This is a genomic window from Pseudomonas sp. YeP6b (assembly GCF_025642995.1).
Taxonomy (GTDB): domain Bacteria; phylum Pseudomonadota; class Gammaproteobacteria; order Pseudomonadales; family Pseudomonadaceae; genus Aquipseudomonas.
Window position 1 is genome coordinate 622,625 of sequence record NZ_CP080090.1, and the last position, 16,255, is coordinate 638,879.

The 16,255-nt window shown below is 59.5% G+C and carries 15 protein-coding genes and 1 tRNA gene; 6 read left to right on the forward strand and 10 right to left on the reverse strand.

Annotated elements, in window-relative coordinates:
- Positions 1–63: 63 nt before the first annotated feature.
- Positions 64–2,151, reverse strand: coding sequence for a TonB-dependent receptor (locus KZH41_RS02745; RefSeq protein ID WP_094950901.1), 2,088 nt, complete (start codon positions 2,149–2,151; stop codon positions 64–66).
- 409 nt (positions 2,152–2,560) lie between these two features.
- Here KZH41_RS02745 and KZH41_RS02750 point away from each other — a divergent pair, with 409 nt between their 5' ends.
- From KZH41_RS02750 to KZH41_RS02760, 3 genes are all read left to right on the forward strand, one after another.
- Entirely contained in the window at positions 2,561–3,877 is a 1,317-nt protein-coding gene (locus KZH41_RS02750) for an OprD family porin (RefSeq protein WP_094950902.1), read from the forward strand.
- A 205-nt stretch (positions 3,878–4,082) separates the two neighbouring features.
- Entirely contained in the window at positions 4,083–4,286 is a 204-nt protein-coding gene (locus tag KZH41_RS02755) for a tautomerase family protein (RefSeq protein WP_094950903.1), read from the forward strand.
- A gap of 14 nt (positions 4,287–4,300) precedes the next feature.
- Complete coding sequence (locus KZH41_RS02760; RefSeq protein ID WP_263274335.1) at positions 4,301–5,002, forward strand: SDR family NAD(P)-dependent oxidoreductase; 702 nt, start codon at positions 4,301–4,303, stop codon at positions 5,000–5,002.
- Positions 5,003–5,117: 115 nt separating this feature from the next.
- Here KZH41_RS02760 and KZH41_RS02765 read toward each other — a convergent pair whose 3' ends face one another.
- Both KZH41_RS02765 and KZH41_RS02770 read right to left on the reverse strand, forming a co-directional pair.
- A complete protein-coding gene (locus KZH41_RS02765) occupies positions 5,118–5,402 on the reverse strand; it encodes a DUF3077 domain-containing protein (RefSeq protein WP_083355748.1) in 285 nt (94 codons plus the stop codon).
- A 378-nt stretch (positions 5,403–5,780) separates the two neighbouring features.
- Positions 5,781–5,856: transfer RNA gene (locus tag KZH41_RS02770), tRNA-Thr, on the reverse strand.
- Between the two features lie 450 nt (positions 5,857–6,306).
- Here KZH41_RS02770 and bcsQ (KZH41_RS02775) point away from each other — a divergent pair.
- Both bcsQ (KZH41_RS02775) and bcsQ (KZH41_RS02780) read left to right on the forward strand, forming a co-directional pair.
- Positions 6,307–7,221 carry a cellulose biosynthesis protein BcsQ gene (gene bcsQ / locus KZH41_RS02775; protein WP_263274336.1) on the forward strand — a complete coding sequence of 305 codons (915 nt, stop codon included), beginning with the start codon at positions 6,307–6,309 and terminating at the stop codon, positions 7,219–7,221.
- Positions 7,222–7,389: 168 nt separating this feature from the next.
- The gene (gene bcsQ / locus KZH41_RS02780; protein ID WP_263274337.1) at positions 7,390–8,295 is read left to right on the forward strand and encodes a cellulose biosynthesis protein BcsQ; all 906 of its coding nucleotides are present in this window, start codon (positions 7,390–7,392) and stop codon (positions 8,293–8,295) included.
- Positions 8,296–8,535: 240 nt separating this feature from the next.
- Here the strand turns inward: bcsQ (KZH41_RS02780) and KZH41_RS02785 are convergent, their stop codons facing one another.
- From KZH41_RS02785 to KZH41_RS02805, 5 genes are all read right to left on the reverse strand, one after another.
- A complete protein-coding gene (locus KZH41_RS02785; RefSeq protein WP_263274338.1) occupies positions 8,536–9,723 on the reverse strand; it encodes an SAM-dependent methyltransferase in 1,188 nt (395 codons plus the stop codon).
- Positions 9,704–10,393, reverse strand: coding sequence for an ABC transporter permease (locus tag KZH41_RS02790; RefSeq protein WP_026013808.1), 690 nt, complete (start codon positions 10,391–10,393; stop codon positions 9,704–9,706). The genes KZH41_RS02785 and KZH41_RS02790 overlap by 20 nt, the downstream gene beginning before the upstream one ends.
- A 38-nt stretch (positions 10,394–10,431) precedes the next feature.
- Positions 10,432–11,127 (reverse strand): ABC transporter permease, encoded by a 696-nt coding sequence (locus KZH41_RS02795; protein ID WP_094952839.1) that lies wholly within the window; start codon positions 11,125–11,127, stop codon positions 10,432–10,434.
- 74 nt (positions 11,128–11,201) lie between these two features.
- On the reverse strand, positions 11,202–11,954 hold the full coding sequence (locus KZH41_RS02800; RefSeq protein ID WP_064450233.1) for an ABC transporter substrate-binding protein: 753 nt from the start codon (positions 11,952–11,954) through the stop codon (positions 11,202–11,204).
- Between the two features lie 13 nt (positions 11,955–11,967).
- Positions 11,968–12,741, reverse strand: a complete 774-nt coding sequence (locus tag KZH41_RS02805; protein ID WP_094952841.1) for an ABC transporter ATP-binding protein — start codon at positions 12,739–12,741, stop codon at positions 11,968–11,970.
- 555 nt (positions 12,742–13,296) lie between these two features.
- On the opposite strand from KZH41_RS02805, the gene gabP reads away from it, so the two are divergent.
- Positions 13,297–14,688 (forward strand): GABA permease, encoded by a 1,392-nt coding sequence (gene gabP, locus KZH41_RS02810; protein WP_094952842.1) that lies wholly within the window; start codon positions 13,297–13,299, stop codon positions 14,686–14,688.
- A 124-nt stretch (positions 14,689–14,812) separates the two neighbouring features.
- On the opposite strand, the gene KZH41_RS02815 is transcribed toward gabP, so the two are convergent.
- Positions 14,813–15,226 carry a hypothetical protein gene (locus KZH41_RS02815; protein ID WP_094953835.1) on the reverse strand — a complete coding sequence of 138 codons (414 nt, stop codon included), beginning with the start codon at positions 15,224–15,226 and terminating at the stop codon, positions 14,813–14,815.
- A gap of 70 nt (positions 15,227–15,296) precedes the next feature.
- A complete protein-coding gene (locus KZH41_RS02820) occupies positions 15,297–16,205 on the reverse strand; it encodes an alpha/beta fold hydrolase (RefSeq protein ID WP_318654896.1) in 909 nt (302 codons plus the stop codon).
- Positions 16,206–16,255 lie beyond the last annotated feature (50 nt).

Here is a 16,255-nt window from a genome sequence, read left to right on the forward strand (position 1 = left end):
CGCTTTCAACAACAAGCCCGCTCCTCACCACAAGCTTGCTCCCACATTAGAGCGTGATCGGCGTTAGAAACTGTAGGTGCCTGTGACCACCAAGCTACGCGGCTCACCCGGCTGAATCTGCGCCGCACTCGTCGCCGAGGCGTAGTAGTTTTTGTCAGCGATATTGTTCAGCGCCGCGCGCACGTCCCATTCCTTCTGGCGGAACCCCGCCAACGCATCCCAGCGGCCATAACCCGGCAACACCACAGTGTTGAGGCTGTCGGCATAACGGTCGCCTACCAAGGTCAAACCAGTTTCTGCATACCAACCCATTTCCGGTTTCCAGGTGATAAACAGGCTGGCATTACGCTTGGCCACATCGCTGACACGCTTACCTGCAAAGCCGTTGTTGTCTTTCTCGACCTTGGCGTCCTGCAGGCCGACGCCACCGCGCACATACCAGTTATCCACAATCTTGCCGGTGGCGGTCAGCTCCACGCCGCGTGAGCGTTGCAGGCCGCTGAGCAGGGTGATGGTGCGGTCCAGCGGGTCGCTGGTGCGGCGGTTGTAGAGTTCAAGCTCGTACACGGCGAGGGTGGTGCTCAGGCGGTCGTCGAGCCAGTCGCTTTTTACGCCGATTTCCTTTTGCTTGGTCAGCTCGGGGCTCAGGTCGTTGACGCTGCCGGCGGCATTCGGCGTGATGCCAATCAGGCCGCCGCCTGCCGGGGAGAAGGTCTTGCTCCACGAGGCATAAAACGAGTGCTGTTCCAGCGGCGTCCACACCAAGCCTACGCGCGGGCTGGTGCTGCGGCTGTCGACGTCCTGCTGGGTGTTGAGCACCTTGCTGGTGGTGTCCACTTCAAAGTGGTCGTAACGCAGGCCTGCCAGCAGTTGCCATTGATCGTTGAGGCGCAGTTGGTCCTGCACGTACACGGCACGGCTTTCGACTTCGGTGTGGTTGTTACTTGAAAGGCTCATCCGCCCAGTGTGGCTCAGGTGGCGGTTGGGCTGGTTGAGGTCCAGGCTCGGTACGGCCTGGCCGCCCCGGTTGACGGCGGTGGCGCTGTAGAGCTTCGGATCGCGACGTTGGCTGCCCAGCTCTATACCGGTGAGCAGGCGGTGCTCCAGGCCGAAGGTGTCAAACCCACCTTCCAGCTCAAGGTTGTTGAACACGTTGCGGGTGGTCAGGTCCTGCTGCCAACGCTGGCGCGTGACCTGGTTGGCTTTGGGGTCGTAGCCGGTCTGGTAGGTGTTGTCGAAATCGCTGTCGAGCTTGAACACGCCGAGGGTGTGGCGCAGTTGCCAGTTGGCGTTGAGTTCATAGGCAAGCTTGGAGCGCAGGGACTGGGATTTGTCGTCGATGTAGTCGCGGCTGTCAAAGTAAGTGCTGCTGCGGCTCACGTCCGCCGGGCGACCGTTGACCCCGGGGATGCCACGGTCTGGTGTGCGGTTGTAGCGGCTGTATTCGTATTGCACCAACCAATTCAGGTCGGGCGTCAGCTGCCAGCTCATCGACGGCGCGAACAGCTGGCGGTTGCCGCTGACGCCATCACGGAAGCTGTTGTTGTCCTGGTTGCCCATGTTCAGGCGCAGGCTGATGGTGTCGGTGGGGTCGGTGCTGAGGTCGGCATACAGGCTGCGCAGGTCGTTGCTGCCGCCTTGGGCTTCGATACTGGATTTTTGCCCCGCCGTGGGCAATTTGCTTACGCGGTTGACGATGCCGCCCTGGCCGCCTCGCCCGTACAGCACGGCTGCCGGGCCTTTGAGCACTTCGATGCGCTCGATGTTGTGCAGGTCGCGCACGTACTGGCTGTCGTCGCGAATGCCGTCCAGGTAGAAGTCATTGCTGGCGTCGAAACCACGGATGCGCAGGCTGTCGAAGCGCGTGTCGGCGCCGCTGCTGACGTTGGGAATCCCGCTGAGTGCCTGGCCCAGGTCGTTTGTGCCGTAAGAGCGCAGGCTTTCGGTTTTGACCGAGTCGATGGCCTGGGGCACATAACGCACCGACGTGGCCGTGCGAGTGGCGGTGTTGGTCTCTTTGACGCGTGGGTCGTCTTCGTCAGCTTCGGTGCTGATTGAAGTGGCGGGTAAGACCGTGGTCGCGCCGGCAAAACCGGCAGACAGCAGAACAGAAAGCCCAAGGGTGATGGGCGTCAGGCGAGAGGCAGGCATGGGGGCAGGCATCCAAAAAGTTCGGGAAGTAAAAAACGCGCGAATGTTAATGCTTTGCATTTGCGTACGTTATCTATTCCCAAACATGTAGGCGCTAAATATTGTTACTTGATGTGTTTCTGAGAGGTGTAAGAGGATTTTTCAGCGTTTTGTATCAGCAGTTTATAGCCGTCTTTAGACTTTTTTTGAATAAATACAGACGACTCACGAAATTGACACATAGTTCAACGCGCGCATACGATTGCGCCCAACGCCTGTGGCTAACAGCCATAACTCATCCAATAAAAAAGGCCTGCGGCAGTTCAGTCGTCCGCGGGCCTTCTTTTTCCTGGAGAAAGTTGACACCAGAAAAGCAACACGGGGCCTGGTGTCACAGCGCGTACTCAACCAGTAATAAGGAATATAAGAAATGTTGAAGCAACGGATGGGTTTGATCGCTCTGGGGATTTTGAGCGCCACTCAGGCAATGGCTAACGACCAGGAGCAATCCAAGGGTTTTGTTGAAGACAGCCACCTGAATATCGCAGCACGTAATGCCTACATCAGCCGTGACTACAAAAACCCCAAGCAAGACAAAGCCGAATGGGGCCAAGGCTTCATCGGCAAGTTTGAATCCGGCTTCACCCAAGGCACCGTCGGTGTGGGTGTGGACGTGATCGGTCAATACGCTATTCGCCTGGACGGTGGCAGAGGCAGTGCCGGCGCTGGCGGTATCGACTTCTTCAAAGAAGGCGCAAGCACCAAGCGCGCGGATGGCACCACTCGCAACGGCGCACCTGCCGACGATTTGGCCAAGGGCGGCGCAGCCGTCAAATTCCGGGTTTCCAACACTGTACTGAAGTACGGTGATCAGTTCCCGGCTGTGCCTGTGCTGCAGTACGACAGCTCGCGTCTGTTGTCCGAAACCTACACCGGTACTTCGATCGTTTCCAAAGAGATCGCCGGTCTGCAACTGGACGCCGGTCACTTCACCAAAGAAGCGCGCAAGAGCGCCGAAGGCACCGACAGCGGTCGCCTGAAAAGCATCGACTACATCGGTGGTAGCTACAAATTCACCGAAAGCCTGTCGGCTGCTCTGTATGCCTCCGACATGCAAGACGTGCTGAAGAAGCAATACGTCAACGTCAACTACGTGCTGGCCCTGCCAGAGAAGCAATCGTTGACCTTTGACTTCAACGGCTACAAAACCAAGCTGGACCGCAGCTTCGCCCTGGAAAACCAAGGTGATGCGGACGCCCGCGACAACAAAATCTGGAGCCTGGGCGCTACCTGGGCTGTTGGCCCGCACAGCTTCACCGTGGCTCACCAGCGCAGCACCGGCGACACTGGCTACCTGTACGGCGGCTACCGCAACGCTGGCGGCATCGGCGACGGCGGCAACACCATCCTGCTGGCCAACTCCTACTGGTCCGACTTCAACGGTAAGGACGAGCGCTCCTGGCAAGCAGGTTACGGCCTGGACTTCAGCGCCTTCGGCGTGCCTGGCCTGACCTACAACATCGCCTACGTGCGCGGCACCAACATTGACGACGGTACCAACCGCGGCCGTGGCACCGAGCGTGAAATCTTCAACCAGTTCAAATACGTCGTTCAGAGCGGCCCAGCCAAAGACCTGAGCCTGCGCGCTCGTGCCTCCTGGTTGCGCGTCTCCAGCAACGCCAGCGAGTACAACGTAGGCGGTAACGAAATCCGTCTGTTCGCCGACTACCCAATCAACGTTTTCTAATTGATTCGGCGTCGCGCCTGATTCCAGGCGATAAAAAACCCCGACTGGTTCGGGGTTTTTTTATGCGCGCCAACCGGCCTCTGACTTGTTACATCGCAGTACTAATGAAGTACTCCGCGCCACCTTTATCCCCTTCAGGCGCACGCCTAAATTAGCCCCACTTGCCCGCCCATCACCCCGATGGCCGGCCACTGGAGCCACTGCCATGCCCTTTGTCAGCCTGCGCATCACCCGTGACGGCGTTACCCCGGAGCAAAAAGCCCAGGTCATCGCCGAATTCACCGAAACCCTCGAACGCGTCCTCAACAAACGCCCCGACCTGACCCACATCGTCATCGAAGAAGTCGACACCGATAACTGGGGCTACGCCGGTCTCACCACCACCCAATACCGCAAATCCCAAGCCTGAACCGGAGCATTGTCATGAGCAAAGTCGTCATTATCACCGGCGCCTCCCAAGGCATCGGCGCCGCCGTGGTCCACGCCTACCGCGCCCTCGATTACCGCGTGGTCGCCACCTCGCGCTCGATCCAGCCTTACACCGACCCGAACATCCACGCCGTGGCCGGCGACATCGCCGACCCAGCCACCGCCGAGCGCGTGATCCGTGAAGGCGTGGCGCGCTTTGGCCGCATCGACAGCCTGATCAACAACGCCGGCATCTTTGTTGCTAAACCCTTCACCAACTACACCCACGAAGACTACGCAAACGTGCTGGCCGTGAACCTCAACGGCTTCTTCTACATCACCCAACTGGCGATCACCGAAATGCTCAAACAAGGCGCCGGGCACATCGTCAACATCACCACCAGCCTGGTCGACCACGCGATTGACGGCGTGCCGTCAGTGCTGGCCTCGCTGACCAAAGGCGGCCTGAACGCCGCGACCAAATCCCTGGCAATTGAATACGCCAAACGCGGCATTCGCGTGAACGCAGTGAGCCCCGGGATTATCAAAACGCCCATGCACGACGAAGAAACCCACGCGGCGTTGGGCAGCCTGCATCCGGTCGGGCACATGGGCGAAGCGAGTGACATTGCCCAGGCGATCATCTACCTGGAAAACGCCGGGTTCGTCACCGGCGAGATCCTGCACGTGGACGGCGGCCAAAGCGCCGGGCACTGACAAAAAACACCCCGGCCTGCTCAGGCCGGGGCGCTCTATCAACTACCCGTGTAAATCACCTGTGGTGAGCCGGGCTTGCCCGCGATAGCGCCCGCCCGGCCACCCCATTCACATCTTATTGCTCAGCATTGCAGGGCGACTCCAACACCTTCACCACATCATCAATCACCGCCTTTACCATCTCCTGCAAATAATGCGATGCCCAAGCATAACGGTCCGTCTCCTTCGTCATCGCCGCATCTTCTGCTAGCAGTTTGGCGACGTGGAGCAAATCGGAAACGTGGTGCAAGGCTTCATGCAGAGGGACGCCGCTGTTAACTCGGAATAGAGGTTGATCGCAGTGGAAGGAGAAAGGGGTGACGCCGAGGGTGGTTAACGCGGAGGGATTTGTAACGGTCATTGGTGAGACTCCCATATCGAGTGAGAGCTACCACGTTCGTTGTTTCAACGAATACGTGGCGCTTTGGGCGCCTGCATCAAAATCGGGTTCTCAGGCCCGGTCGCTGCATTGGCAGTGACGGAGCGGAGGTTAGCGTGGTGGGGAGAGGGGAGCAATCGGGAAAATGGATTGGTTGTTTTTTAGCCTATCCGAGCGGGATGGATAGGCTGCTGAGGAAATTATTTGTTTTATGGATACGCCATAATTTTGCATAAAGATAGAAGTGCCAGCGGAGGAGGTGGCTTCCGGGGCTATAACCCGTCTATTTCAACGCATGACGTACACCCAAACCCCAGAAACAACAAAGCCCTCACATTGCTGTGAGGGCTTTGTCTTATATGGTGCCGGCACCAGGAGTCGAACCCGGGACCTACTGATTACAAGTCAGTTGCTCTACCAACTGAGCTATACCGGCGTGTTAGGGCGACGATTATAGCGATTGGCAAGCTTCTGTAAACCCCTGAATTCTGACTATTTTTGCAGAAGTGAAGGTTTTTTTGCGATCCCCGCTTTTTCGTCGCTTCAGGGCCTGCAAATCAGCTCAATTCCCGTCGCCGCAATCGTCGGTGAATTTCAGCTATTTCAGCACCTGCGCCTGGCCCTTGGAGTCCAGATACGTCATCCGCGCATTCACTACGCCGTAGCCCGTGCGGGTGTCCTCTGGGGCATCAACGGTGGGTTGGGCTCATTGAATGCCTCGGAGGTAGCTGGGCTGTGTGCGGGTTTTGTCGGGTTGTGTATTGCGTGGCGTCATGCCACTCATCTGAAAGCATTTCGTTACAAACATCCAAATACTGACAGCATCAGTTTGATATCACACAATGCGCGCCACAATAATTCAGCGGTTTAAGCCGGGGAGCAGTCAGTGGGGCGTGCAGATCACAGTTCAACACCAAGCACCGCGCTGGCTGAGCCTTTGCAGCGTTTGCTCGAGCAACTGAACCAAGGCGTTGCGCAATCTCTTCGCCCGCCTGAGGTGGTTGAAGGCCCGCATGGCGAGGTGTATTCGGATGCTTCGGCGCCGAAGGTTGTGGTGGTGGTTTCTGCCACGGGCGGTGTGGGGCGCAGCACGTTGGCGGCGGCGCTTGCCAGTGGTTTGCAGCGTCAGGGGCATCCGGCGTTGGCGTTGGACCTGGACCCGCAAAACGCGCTGCGTGATCACTTGTGCCCGGGGTTTGATTTGCCGGGTCTCGGGGCTGTCAGCCTGCTCAACCAGACCTGGGAGGCCTTGCCTAAGCGCGGGTTTGCCGGGTGCCGTGTGGTGGCCTTTGGCGAGACCGACCCGGTGCAGCAGCAAAGTTTGAATCGCTGGCTGGGGCAGGACCTCGAGTTTCTGCGCAAGCGTTTGGCCGGGCTCGGGTTGAATGGGCAGGACACGGTGGTGATCGATGTGCCTGCGGGTAATTCGGTGTACCTCAGCCAGGCGCTGTCGGTGGCGGATGCGGTGTTGGTGGTGGTCCAGCCGGACGCGGCTTCGTTTCGCCGCTTGGCGAAGATGGACGAAGTGCTCGCGCCTTACCTCGCCAGCGAATCTCCACTGCAACGGTTTTACGTGATCAACCAAGTGGACGCTGGCCACGCCTTCAGCCAGGACATGGCCGGGGTGTTCAAGCTGCGCCTGGGCGATGCGGTGCTGGGTGCGGTGCACCGCGACCCTGCTTTCATCGAGGCCCAGGCCTACGGGCGCGACCCGCTCGACCCGTCGCTTAACAGTGTTGGCGGCCAGGATATAAATGCTTTATGCCGGGCCTTGAAGGGGCGACTGCACGAAGGCCATTAATTTGACTGTTTACCGCCTGTCTAAAAAACAACCAGTCAAAACATCAAAATAATGACACTTTCCTGCGCCTGTCACAGAATGCCTCACTAAGACGCCCATAATAAGACCTGCGGTAAGTGCCTGCTTGCCGACCTTCACGTCTTTAAGCTGCGTCGTGAGGAGCTGGCTATGAGCCTTAGCGAAGAACTTCTGGCGTTGTTCGGCAAGAACGTCACCCATGATGCCGAAGGCATTAATGCGCGCATGCACTTTTTTGGCAGCGTGCCTGCTAATGAAACCCACCCTGCCCACTCCCAATTGACCGATATCGCAGCGCTGCGCCCCAAAGTGGTGGCGTTGGTGTCGATGAATGGCGGCGTCGGCCGCAGCACCCTGGCCACGGCCTTGAGCAGCGGTTTGCAGCGTTATGGCGAATCCGTTGTGGCGCTGGACCTGGACCCGCAGAACGCCTTGCACCATCACTTTGGCGTCAGTGCCGCATTGCCCGGTATCGGCCGCACCAGCCTGGAGCACGGGCAGTGGAGCCCTTTGCAGCAGCTCGGCTTTGCCGGTTGCCAGGTTATTACCTTTGGCGATATCGACATTCAGCAGCAGGAAAACCTCGAGCGTTGGCTCAAGCACGAGCCCACCTGGTTGGCGCAGCGCCTTGCGTCTTTGGGGCTGAGCGAGCGGCAGACGGTGATCATTGATACCCCCGCCGGCAATAACGTCTACTTCCATCAGGCGCTGAACGTCGCCGATGTGGTATTGGTGATTGTGCAAGCCGATGCCGCGTGCCTTGGCACCTTGGATCATCTGGATGTGCTGCTCGCCCCGCACCTTGAGGGCGACAACCCACCGACTGTGCAGGTGGTGGTCAATCAGGTGGATGAGGGCAACCCTTTCAGCCTGGACATGGTTGAGGCGTTCAAACAGCGCCTTGGCACGGCGCCGTTGGAGGTTCATCGCGATATGGCAATCAACGAGGCACTGGCGTTCGCCGCCGACCCGCTGGACAACGTGGCGAAACGCTTGGCGAGTGACGATATCGGCGAGATTTGTCGGGTGCTGAAGGCGCCGAAAAGACGCGCCTAAAGTGCGGTTTATACGCTTAACGCCAGATGCTTATGCACAATCGGTTGGTTGAACCTGCCCCCAAACAGCCATTTTGTGGCGCTGTTCTCAATGCGCTGCAACTGCCTGTTTTGTGTGCATTTTATTTTATGAACAAAAAATGACCAGGGCACCTTTTGCCCTGTAGCGCTGATAACTACAGCCTCTGTAAAGATTTCATCAACAGAGTTATCCACAGGGCGCGTGTAAGATTTTTGCCCTCTAATCGCGCTCGGCCAGCACCATCAAGTTGCGCGGGGTCAACGTCGTTTCGCAGAAGTTGCCTATCTTGACCTTGTAGCCCTGTTCCTTCAGAAAAAGTGCCCGATCCAGCACCAGCCACATCTCCAGTGGGCGCCGAAACAGACCGCGCACCAACTCCAGGTTTCGCACGTGGGCCAGGCGCCGCCAGCCGTGCGCCTCCAGCGCCGCCCAATCCTGTTCACCTGTGGATAAACCTTTGAGGCTCGCCAGCGCTCGGCAATAGTCAGCGAAGGGTTTATCCAGCCAATTGGCGGGCAGGGACGGTGTGGGCAGGTACTCGTCGCAGCCGCGCAGTTGCCGTTGTAGCTGATCGAACCCCAGGCGCCGGGCCATGGACGAGTCCCGTTGCTGGCGTACACGGTTGCCAGCGGTGACCGTTTCGCTCAGCGGCAGGCCGAGGTCATCAATCGACAGCTTAAGTTTCGACGCGCGCCCAGCGTCAGACACGGCTTGATAGCGGTCGGCATTGATGCGGTTGTAACAGCAGGGCGCCAGCGCCAGTTGTTTGCAGCCAGCCGCGCTGGCCAATTGCAGCAGGCGCACGTGCAGGTCGCCGCAGGCATGCAGGGCGACGGGGGTGTGGTCGGCGCTGATCGACACAGGCGCCATCACGTCTTGCAGGCGATGGGTAGCGGGCAGGCCGTGATGGTCGCTCAAGGCCTGGCCCGAGGCGATAAGGGCCGGGTCGTATTCCAGGCACGTCAGCTGCTGGCCGGATTGCAGCAGGCGGCGGCCGAGGTGGCCTTTGCCGGCGCACCAGTCCAGCCAGTGCGTGGGCGTTTGCGCGAAATGCAGCGCGGCGCCGAAGGCTTCGATCTGTTGCCACTTGCGGCCCGGCACGTCGACATTCAGTCGATGGCGAGCGGGTTGCAGCGCCTGTGTCGGTAATTTATCCACAGCACTGAGCTGCAGCGCCTGTTCGGCCAGCTGTGGAAAAGGCGCGGGCGCCGGCAGGTCATGAGGGTGGTTGTGGCAGCTGTCGGCATCGGCCAACGAGCGTTGGCGCAGCCATTGGGCCAGCTCGGGGTGCTGGGTTTCCCAGGGTAAATGCAGATGGGTAAAGGGCCGTGGTCGCCACAGCCCTTGGTGCTCGATTAAAAACGCATCCAGCGCCGCAAAGCGTGATTCAACGTCCTTGGCAAGCATCGACGCGCAGCCAGCGTTCGAGCAGTTTGAAGCCGCGTACCAGGATGTAAGCCATCAGCAGATAGAACAGCCCTGCGGCGAAGAAGATCTCCACCGGCAGGTAGGTGCGCGCGATGATGGTCCGCGCCATGCCGGTCAGTTCCAGCAAGGTCACGGTACTGGCCAGGGCGCTGGCCTTGAGCATCAGGATCACTTCGTTGCTGTACGCCGGCAGGCCGATGCGCGAGGCACGCGGCAGGATGATGTAGAACAGCGTCTTGGGCTTGGACATGCCCAGCGCGCGCGCCGCTTCGATTTCACCCGGCGGGATGGCCTGGATCGCGCCGCGCAGGATCTCGGCGATGTAGGCGGCGGTGTGCAGGGTCATGGTGGCGGTGGCACACCAGAACGGGTCGCGCAGGTACGGCCACATGAAGCTCTCACGCACAGCATCGAACTGCGCCAGGCCGTAATAGACCAGGAACAACTGCACCAGCAGCGGCGTACCACGGAAGAAGAAAATGTAGGCGTAGGGCAGGGCACTCACGTACCAACGGCGCGAGGAGCGGGCAATGCCCAGTGGGATCGCCAGCAGCAAACCGGCGATCACGGCGATGGCCACCAGTTCCAGGGTCAGGGTCGCGCCCTGGGCCAGTTTGGGCAGCCACTTGATGATCACTGCCCAGTTCAGGCCCAGGTCGAAGTGCGACAGCCAGCTGTAGTCACCGCTCATTGGGTGCTCCTCGCAAAGCCGCGGGCGGCGCGTTTTTCCAGGAAGTACATGCCGGTCATGGCCAGCACGGTGAGGCCCAGGTACATGAAGGCGGCGACCATAAAGAAGGTGAACGGCTGTTTGGTCACGGTCACGCCGATCTGCGCATGGCGCATGATTTCTTCAAGGCCGATCACCGACACCAGTGCGGTGTCTTTCATCAGGATCATGAACAGGTTGCCCAGGCCCGGCAGGGCGATGCGCCACATCTGCGGCATGATCAAACGGGTGAAAATCCGAAACTTTGACAGCCCCAACGCCACACCGGCTTCGCGGTGGCCCTTGGGAATGGCGAGGATCGCGCCACGAAACACTTCGGTGGCGTAGGCGCCAAAGCACAGGCCCAGGGCGATAACCCCGGCGGCAAAGGCACTGAGCGAAAGGTCGGGGTTACCGAAAAACTCCCCCAGGGCACGCATCAAATTGACCGTGCCGAAATAAATCAGCAGTACCCACAACAGTTCGGGAATGCCACGAACGATGGTCGAGTATGCGCCGCCAAGCCATTGCAGCGGCTTGTACGGGGAGGTCTTGCCGAGGGCGCCGGCAAGGCCCAGCACCAGCCCCAGGCACAGGGCCGTGAGCGCCAGTTTGACGGTCATCAGCGCGCCGGCGGCGAGCGCCGGGCCGAATCCGTAGAGATCGAAATTCATGGTGTTTTCATATCGCGGCAGGCATTGCTGAAAGCCGGCGCGCTCAAAGCAGCGCGCCGGTCAGGCCGTTCAGATCATTCGATGCTGAACGGGAAGTACTTGTCGTTGATCTTCTTGTAGGTGCCGTCTGCCTTGATCTCTGCCAGGGCTTTGTTCAGGCGTTCGCGCAGTGGGTCGCCTTTGCGTACGGCGATACCGATCTTGTCGCTTTCTACAACCGGGTCGCCTTTGAATTCATAGGCCGAACCGTCTTTGCTCTTGAGCCATTCGTACTGCACGTATTTGTCGGCGAGGATGCCGTCCAAGCGGCCGGACGTCAGGTCGAGGTAGGCGTTTTCCTGGGTGTCGTAGAGCTTGGCCTCGGTGTCCGGCAGCTTGTCTTCCAGATAAGTACCGGCCAGCGTCGCGCGCTGGGCGCCGATGATCTTGCCCTTCAGGTAGGCCGCGTCAGTCTTGAAGTCCGCAGTGGCTTTAGGCGCGATGAATTGCAGCTTGTTGGAGTAGTACGGGTCGGTGAAGTCGACAGCCTGCTTGCGTTCATCGGTGATGGACAGCGAGGACACCAGGAAGTCGAACTTCTTGGCGTTCAGGGCCGGGATGATGCCGTCCCAGTCAGACACATACACTTCGCACTTCTCGACTTTCATCTTCGCGCACAGGGCGTCGCCGATGTCTTTGTCGAAGCCGACGACGTTGCCGCTGGCGTCTTTATTGTTGAAGGGCGGGTAGGCCGCTTCGATCCCCATTTTCAAGGTTTCTGCCATGGCCGTGGCGCTGAACGCCATCGAAACGGCCGCGGCCAGAAGGAATTTTTTATAGTTCTGCATGCATGTTGCTCCGTTAGCGGTTGCTGGACATGAATTGTTTGCAGCGCGCCGAAAGCGGGTTTTCAAACACCTGCTGTGGCGATCCTTGCTCTTCGACCAGGCCCTGGTGCAGGAACACCACTTCACTGGAAACCTGACGGGCAAAGCCCATTTCATGGGTGACCAGCAGCATGGTGCGGCCTTCTTCGGCCAGCGCGCGGATCACATTAAGTACTTCCTGGACCATTTCCGGGTCAAGCGCCGATGTCGGCTCGTCGAACAGGATGACCTTGGGTTGCATCGCCAGGGTGCGCGCAATGGCGGCCCGTTGTTGCTGGCCGCCAGACAGTTGCGCAGGGTAAGCGTGGCGCTTGTCGCCGATGCCGACCTTGGCCAGCAGGGCTTCGGCTACTTCTATCGCCTCGGCCTTGCTCTGGCCAAGCACACGGCGCGGCGCCTCGATGATGTTATCGAGGATGCTCATGTGCGGCCACAGGTTAAAGTTTTGAAACACAAAACCGATTTCACTGCGCAGGCGGTTGATCTGTTTGCCGTCGGCGGCCATCAGCTCGCCGTTTTTCATGGCCTTGAGCTTGAGCTCTTCACCGGCAACGAAGATCTGCCCCTGGTGCGGGTTTTCGAGCAGGTTGATGCAGCGCAGGAAGGTGGACTTGCCGGAACCGGAGGAGCCCAGGATCGAGATCACGTCACCGTCGCGAGCGGTCAGCGAGATACCTTTAAGCACCTCCAGCTCACCATAGCGTTTATGCAAGTTGCGGATTTCAAGCGCGGGCGCGGCCTCGGCCATGTGCGGTCCTCATTGTGTTCAGTGCGTTCTTGCTGTTGGGCCGCCTTCCTGGCGAGGCGCCAAGCTAGCATAGCGCTCAGATGGCAGCCAACAGCGCTGCGGACGGTTAACAGGTGGTCTGCGTCAGGGTGTCGCATCAGCGCAGCAGCGTGTCGCGCTATCAACAACCTAACAGACGTTTGAACCCGATAAATCCACAGGCTTCGCGTAAAAAAGGGCGCGATGGTGCCAGCTTTGGGCGGGTGTTGGAAGGGTTAACCGGGCAAACGGTGCACATCAGCCCTTTTGTAGGGCGTCACGCACTTTTTGTGTGTGTTTTTGGTGCGCGCATGCGGCTGGAATGTGGGTCGCACGGTAACGCTATAGCGGAATGCCATTGTTCTCAACGACTTGCGAGGGCTGATCAATTGTCCTACAGGCCGCGTCAATTGCGGCTCTGTAACATTTTGGCGCAAATCTTGCGTAAAAAATAAAGAACGCCCCGTTGGTTTCTTTTCACGAAAAAGATCGCGCGCCGGGTGGACCGTTTTCGCAATTCCTCGTAAAGGTGTGTCAATGAGTAGTACGCAAAGCTCCAATGACCTCGAACAGGGGCTCAAACCGCGGCACGTCACCATGCTGTCGATTGCCGGCGTCATCGGTGCCGGTTTGTTTGTTGGCTCCGGCCACGCGATTGCTGCCGCTGGCCCTGCAGTGCTGCTGGCTTACGCCGCTGCGGGTACGCTGGTGGTGTTGGTGATGCGCATGCTCGCCGAGATGGCGGTAGCATCGCCCGACACCGGTTCGTTCTCTACCTACGCCGACCGCGCGATCGGTCACTGGGCCGGTTTCACCATCGGCTGGTTGTACTGGTGGTTCTGGGTGTTGGTGATTCCGCTGGAAGCCAACGCCGCTGCGACCATCCTCCACGCCTGGTTCCCCGACGTGGCCATCTGGGCGTTTACCTTGATCATCACTTTGTTGCTGACGGCGACCAACCTGTTCAGCGTGAAGAACTACGGTGAATTCGAGTTTTGGTTTGCGCTGATCAAAGTCGTGGCGATTGTGGCCTTTGTGATCCTCGGCCTGGCCGCCATTTTCGGCTTCCTGCCGACCAGCCAGGTCAGCGGCGTGTCGCACCTGTTCGACACCCAAGGCTTCATGCCCAACGGCATGGGCGCAGTACTGGCCGCCATCCTGACCACCATGTTCTCCTTCATGGGCACCGAGATTGTCACCATCGCTGCCGCTGAATCCAAAAACCCAGGCCAGCAAATCACCAAGGCCACCAACTCGGTGATCTGGCGAATTGGTTTGTTCTACCTGCTGTCGATCTTCATCGTTGTGTCCCTGGTGCCATGGAACGATCCGACCCTGGCGGCCGTAGGTTCCTACCAGACCGTGCTGGAACGCATGGGCATCCCGAATGCCAAGCTGATCGTCGACCTGGTGGTTCTGGTTGCCGTGACCAGTTGCCTGAACTCGGCGCTGTACACCGCCTCGCGCATGCTGTTCTCCCTCGGCCGTCGCGGTGACGCACCGGCCATGGCCAAGCGCACCAACAAAAGCGGCACGCCTTATTGTGCAGTGCTGCTGTCCACTGGCGCGGCGTTCCTGGCGGTATTCGCCAACTACGTGGCCCCGGCGGCGGTGTTCGAGTTCTTGCTGGCCAGCTCCGGCGCTATCGCGTTGCTGGTGTACCTGGTGATTGCCGTGTCGCAACTGCGCATGCGTCAGAAGCGTACGGCGGCGGGCGAGAAGATTGTCTTCAAGATGTGGCTGTTCCCTGGTCTGACCTATGCGGTGATGGTGTTCATCGTCGGTACGCTGACCATCATGCTGTTCCAGGAAGCGCACCGGGTCGAGATCATCGCGACCGGTATCCTGAGCTTGCTGGTAGTGCTGGCGGGGTTGTTTGTGGCGAGCCGTCGCAAGGCGCAGAAGGTAGGCGCTGCGGTACTCAATTGATGTAATGAAATGCGGTTTTTAATGTGGGAGCGGGCTTGCCCGCGATGACGGACTGACAGTCGATATCTTCATCGGCTGACACACCGCTATCGCGGGCAAGCCCGGCTCCCACATTTGGTTTGTGTCAGTCTGCTGAGTTGGCGAGTGCTTGGGACGCCGCCACGTAATCCGCCTGAAACTCCTCCGACTCGATCCACGCCAACGCCGCCGCCTCATCATCGGAATCCGTCGCCCACTGCCGATACTCGATCAGTGCCGCGAGGATAAAGTCGGTAGCTTCCTCTTCGCCTTCCTGCTCCAGCACCAACGCCAGCAGTGGGTGCGCCAGGAACACCGCACACAGCGCCTGCTGGCTGGTCTCGCCCGCCGCACGCATCTCTACAAACAACTCGGTCAAATCCACTGACTCAAGGTCAATGCGGCTGTCATCGCCGGAGAACGCATCCGGCTTGGTCGCAACGGCGCGCTGGGTACGATTTTGCTTGGCCTTGGCTTTTGCCCGGTGGGCACGTTTTTGCTGCTTGTTCGGCGAGGCCATGGGCTCACGTCCTTTGTTCAGGATCTGGGTGGGGTATTGAAGCGCAGGTTGGGGGAAATCCCAAGGGTTTCTAAACGCGCTGGCCGGGGGTGCCTTGTGCCAACTCGCCTCGTTGCAGCCAAGCCAGTGCAATCGGCCACAGCCGATCCTGATACTCACTGCGGAAAAATGCGAAATGCCCGACGGCTTTTTCACCGATATCCTCGGGGGCAATGCGCAGATGAGTAAGCGCGCAGCCTTCAAAATAGCTCAGCAACCGCTCAATAGCCGCCACCGTGCCAAACGGGTCGTCGGTGATGCTGATGGCCAGCATCTGAGCCTTTACGCGGGCAAAGGGCAACTCACCCAAGGCACGCCCACTGGGGCGGGTTTCATACCTGGGTGTCGGCGTGCCCCAGTCGCGCACTACGCCGGCCGGCGTATCTTCCAGCCAGCCCAGGCGCTTGCCCGGGAAGTAACCGCACAGCGCGGTCACCAGCGGCATCACCACGTGCCATTTGCCGAACATTCGCCAGCGCCCGCTCGCTTCATAATCGCGCCAGTACGCAAACTGCGCGCCGACCGTGACGATTCGGCGAATCACCGCACCTGATGCGCCCAGCCCTGCTGCGCAACCGCCAAAGCTGTGACCGACCACATCAATCGGCTGCCCCGGAAACTCCCGTTGCGCGCGCTGCAACATCGCCTCGAAATCCAGCACGCCCCAATCCGACCACGACGCCTTGAAGCCGCGCAGTGAGCCGCTGCGGGATTCGCCGATGCCACGGTAGTCGTAGGTGATCACGTCTAAGCCGTTGGCAAACAGGTAGTCGGCGAAGCGTGAGTAGTGGCGGCAGCGTACGGAGGTGGCGGCGTTGATGATGACGACTGGGCGTGTCGGGTCGGTTCTGACATGGCGCCAGGTGAAGCCGCCAACAGCGTAGTTATCCGCCGCGGGCTCGCGGAATGCTTCTGGGGCGGGTCGGGTGGGCAGGTTCATAGGTCTGCTTGATCCTTGCGCTTTTGGTGTGGGCTGTAGGGCCACGCGCT